Source organism: Mesorhizobium sp. M7A.F.Ca.AU.001.01.1.1, from assembly GCF_004022735.1.
Classification (GTDB): domain Bacteria; phylum Pseudomonadota; class Alphaproteobacteria; order Rhizobiales; family Rhizobiaceae; genus Mesorhizobium; species Mesorhizobium ciceri.
On record NZ_RZPF01000557.1, the window covers coordinates 1 to 4,514 of the forward strand.

General features: G+C 57.9%; 4 protein-coding genes and 1 pseudogene. All 5 read left to right on the forward strand.

Going from position 1 to position 4,514, the window contains the following annotated elements:
* Positions 1–333: 333 nt before the first annotated feature.
* Complete coding sequence (locus EN884_RS26915; RefSeq protein ID WP_013533115.1) at positions 334–1,056, forward strand: sugar phosphate nucleotidyltransferase; 723 nt, start codon at positions 334–336, stop codon at positions 1,054–1,056.
* 39 nt (positions 1,057–1,095) lie between these two features.
* A complete protein-coding gene (locus tag EN884_RS26920; RefSeq protein ID WP_013533116.1) occupies positions 1,096–2,232 on the forward strand; it encodes a DegT/DnrJ/EryC1/StrS aminotransferase family protein in 1,137 nt (378 codons plus the stop codon).
* Positions 2,229–2,903 carry a sugar transferase gene (locus EN884_RS26925; protein WP_013533117.1) on the forward strand — a complete coding sequence of 225 codons (675 nt, stop codon included), beginning with the start codon at positions 2,229–2,231 and terminating at the stop codon, positions 2,901–2,903. Before EN884_RS26920 ends, EN884_RS26925 begins: the two co-directional genes overlap by 4 nt.
* Before the next feature lie 87 nt (positions 2,904–2,990).
* On the forward strand, positions 2,991–3,995 hold the full coding sequence (locus EN884_RS26930; protein WP_063167490.1) for an SDR family NAD(P)-dependent oxidoreductase: 1,005 nt from the start codon (positions 2,991–2,993) through the stop codon (positions 3,993–3,995).
* Positions 3,992–4,514, forward strand: a pseudogene (locus EN884_RS26935) (hypothetical protein); the annotation flags it as partial. The gene EN884_RS26930 and the pseudogene EN884_RS26935, both read left to right, overlap by 4 nt.

Below are 4,514 nucleotides of genomic sequence, written 5' to 3' on the forward strand. Positions count from 1 at the left end.
TTCTAATATAGCTTACAATCGCACACATTTCAGGGCCAGATGTTGAAGTGTTTTTTTCGTACGAACGGTAGCGATGCCCTTCCGAGCAGGTCGTTGCCGGCGCCGGACATGTGAACAGTTCCCAGCTCTGATCGCCCTGCCGCCCCCATGCCCTGCCAACTGGAATATTGAATCAAAAGGCCGGGAAAGTGCCATTCAAATGCACGACGACGCCTTCTTAAGCGCCACTTACCATCGCTGCACTCCGGAGAGGCAAAACCAACACTGGCGTACCTTCCGGCCGGGTGGGTTGGACCCATCACACCGCGACAGTCGTATCAATAGGAGGACGAGATGAAAGCGGTCATTCAGTGCGGTGGAATGGGAACACGCCTTCGGCCTTTCACTTCCATATTGCCCAAGCCTCTCATGCCGATCGGTGCTCGACCGGTTCTTGAATTGCTTTTGAAGTGGCTGCGGCGGAACGGCATTCAGGAAGTCTACGTCACGACCGGCTATCTGGGGCACTTGATCCGCACCGTATGCGGGGACGGATCCCAGTGGAATCTAAGGATACGCTACACCCAGGAACTGGAACCTCTCGGCACCATTGGCCCGCTCTCCCTGATCAGGGAGGAACTGGACGAGCCGTTCATTGTTCTCAATGGGGACGTACTTACCGATCTCAGTCTCAGCCGGTTTGTGGCATCACACCGCACACACACGGATCCAGTCACCATAGCCACCGCATCCCGCGTCATCAAGATGGACTTCGGCGTCATCGACGAGGTCGACAATACCGTTCAAGTATTTCGTGAAAAACCGACGCTATCCCATCTGGTAAGCATGGGAATATATTGCATGAATCCAGACGTTTTTCGTTTTATACCTGACGGCATCGCCTTCGGATTCGACGATCTCATGCTGCAGATGATGCAAAACGGCACGAATGTGCACGTCTACAAACATGACGGGCTTTGGCTGGATATCGGACGCGTTGAAGATTTTCAAAACGCACAAACCATTGCCTGGGAAGAGCAGTCCGCATCGATCGAGGTCTCGGCAGCGGCCGCTTGAGGGCTGAACGCTCGACCACGCCAACATGAGGAGGTCGTAATGCTCTTGGTCAGCGCTCCTATTCTTGGCTTTCCGGAAAAGGCGGCCTTGGCCAAAGTTGTCGACAGTGGGTGGCTGACGATGGGGGACCAGGTACGAGCCTTTGAAGAGGCCTTCGCGGCCGTGCATGATGCGGTCGATTGCGTTGCCGTCAGCTCTTGCACCGCCGCCCTGCATCTCATTCTCCATGCACTTGGGATCGGTCCCGGAGACGAAGTTCTGGTTCCCTCGCTGACCTTCGTGGCGACCGCGAATGCAGTGCTCTACGTAGGAGCAACACCGGTATTCGTCGACATAGAGTCGGCCGAAGTGCCACTGATGTCCCTAAGCGACGCGGAAGCCAAGTGCACCGGACGCACCAAGGCCGTCATTCTCGTCCACTTTGCCGGCTACCTCGCCGACCGGGAAGAATGGCAGAGATTTGCCCGTGTGCGAGGACTGCATATCGTCGAGGATGCCGCGCATGCTCCCGGCCTTAAGGAGGTGGGGACTTATGGTGCGGCCGCGGCCTTTAGCTTCTACGGCAACAAGAACATGACCACCGCGGAAGGTGGGGCCGTAATCGCCCGGGATGCACAGCTCCGTGAAGCGATCCGCCAGGCTCGCGGACATGGGATGACCAGCGGCACACATCAGCGGCTGAACAGCCGCACGCCGCAATACGATGTGACGATGCTCGGTTTCAATTATCGCATGGATGAATTGCGCGCCGCTATTGGCTTGGTCCAGCTTCAGAACCTGCAGGAATGGAATGAAATCCGGCGCATATTGGTCGTCCTCTATCGACGTCTGATCGCAGACTATTGCTCGGCTGTGACAGTTCCGTTCTGCAAACCGCGGACCTCGGCCTATCACATCATGCCTGTCCTCCTGCCACATGACGTCGACCGGCAAACGGTGATCGACCATCTGCGAACGAAGGGAATACAGACCACAATCCACTATACGCCCGTGCACCAGATGACGCTCTATCGCCAAATGTTCACTGAAATCCATCTGCCGAAGACCGAGGATTTCGCGCAGCGGGAGTTGACGATTCCACTACACCCGCAAATTACGGCAAGTGCGATCGAGTCGGTGGTTGTTGCGTTGGCCACCGCGATTGAAAGCAGCGGGCGCGCGGGAGCCGCGGCATGAACGCACTCGACGTGACGATGCATCGGCCCGCCGTAGCTGGCACCAGCCATGGAATTGCCAGGCGCGCGATGGATATCATCCTCGCCGCAGCAGCGGGAATGGCACTCGCTCCGCTGATGCTACTGATTGCTGTTGCACTCTTTGTCGAGGGTGGTTGGCCCGTGCTTTTCGCACAGACGCGCCTGGGTGCCGGCGCAAAACCATTTCGCATGTACAAGTTCCGCAAATTCAAGACAACAGCTGATCCTTTCGGCCTTGCGCTGACCATGAACGATGACAGCCGCATGACGCGGATAGGCCGTTTTCTCGCGGCAACGAAACTTGATGAGTTGCCGCAACTGTGGAACGTTTTTACGGGAGACATGGCAATTGTCGGCCCGCGGCCGGAAAGCCTTGCCTTCGCCGATTGTTTCCGCGGCGGCAATGAAGCCGTCCTGCAGTGGAAGCCCGGCCTGCTCGGCCCGACCCAGGTTCTCTTCCGTCACGAAGCCTGTTTTTACCCGCCATCCCTTGATCCGCTCCTGTTTTATCGAGAGGTCCTGTTCCCGGCCAAGGCAACGATCGACCTCGCCTATTATCCGCGGCGCACGATTGCATCGGACCTCGTCTGGATAATGCGAGGCTTCAGGGCGGTTTTCGGCGTGTCCCTGCCTCCCGCGGCAAGTGGATAGAGTTGGAAAGTGAGGAGAGTTTGGCATGAATGGATCGTTGTTCGTTCGCCAGTTTGTCAGCTCACACGATCAAAGGAGTGCGCAGTCGTGAGCTATCACGGCAGGAAGGTCCTGGTCACGGGTGCGGATGGATTTATCGGATCCCACCTCACGGAAGCGCTGGTGCACGAAGGCGCCGATGTCACGGCACTGGCCCTCTACAACTCGTTCGACAGCCATGGCTGGCTGGACGATTTACCCGACCACGTTCGAAGCCAGCTGCAATGCATTCGTGGGGATGTTCGTGACAGCGCGTTCATCAACCGGATCGTGCGCGGCCAGGCGGCGGTGTTTCATCTGGCTGCGCTGATTGCGATTCCCTACTCCTACGCGGCTGCCCAATCCTATGTGGAAACCAATGTGCTGGGCACCGTGAATGTCCTCGAAGCGGCACGCCACTGGGAAACCGAACGCATTGTGCATACGTCCACGAGCGAGGTTTATGGCACCGCTCTGACCATGCCGATCGACGAATCCCACCCACTGCAGGGACAGTCCCCCTACTCTGCATCCAAGATCGGCGCAGACATGATGGCGGCGTCCTATGCCAGGTCCTTCGATGTGCCGGTGGTCATCCTGCGACCGTTCAATACATACGGGCCGCGCCAGAGCGAGCGGGCCATCGTGCCGACCATCATAAGGCAGGCTCTGGACGAGAACTGTCCGGCGATCATGGTCGGCGACACCAGCCCTATCCGCGACCTTACCTTTGTGGAGGACACTGCTGCGGCATTTGTGGCGGCAGGGGCGGCCGAGCTTGAATTTGGCCATGCCTACAATGCAGGCAGCCAGCGCGCCGTCAGTGTCTCGGACGTTTTGGAGTTGGTGCTCGAGTTGAGTGGCACCAGGAAACCAGTTCGTCGAGATGAAAGCCGGATGCGGCCGCAAAACTCCGAGGTTCGCGCGTTGCTCGCCGATTCCTCGAACCTTGAAAGTAAAGTCGGATGGCGGGCACATACGAGCTTGCGTGATGGTCTGGAAAAGACCATCGAGTGGTGGCGCTCGCGCCTCAGCGAAGGCCGCGTCCGACGCGAAATGAGCTACATGACATGACCTTTCCGCGGCTCATACCAGCTTTGCTGTTGATGGCCGCTCTGCTGGCGCTGCACACAGCCGGAAACCGGCCGAGCGGTGCGGCAGGCACGGAGCCGGCAATGGATCTGCCCGCTTATCTGAAACCTGCAACTGATCCGGCGACAGGGATCCGCTTTACTCGGATCACTCAGCCCGGAGCGCTTGGCAGCGGAATTGTCTGCGGCAAAATATATTGCAGTCATCGCTACTCGAGCGCGCAAGCCTGGAATGCGGATCAGAGCCTCCTCGTCCTCATGAACGGCTGCAACGGCATGTGTTTCCTCGACGGGAAAACCTACCTCCCTTTGTTTCATCGCAACAAGTCGGGTGAGTGCGAATGGCGCCCTCGAAACGCGGAGATGATGATCTGTGTCGATGGTCAAAAGATATCGACCTGGGCGCCCCGCACCAATCGTGAGGACATAGTGTATGCCGCAACGAAATATCGGGATCTCGAATTCGGCCCGTCCAAGGGAAATCCTAGTCGTGACGGCAACC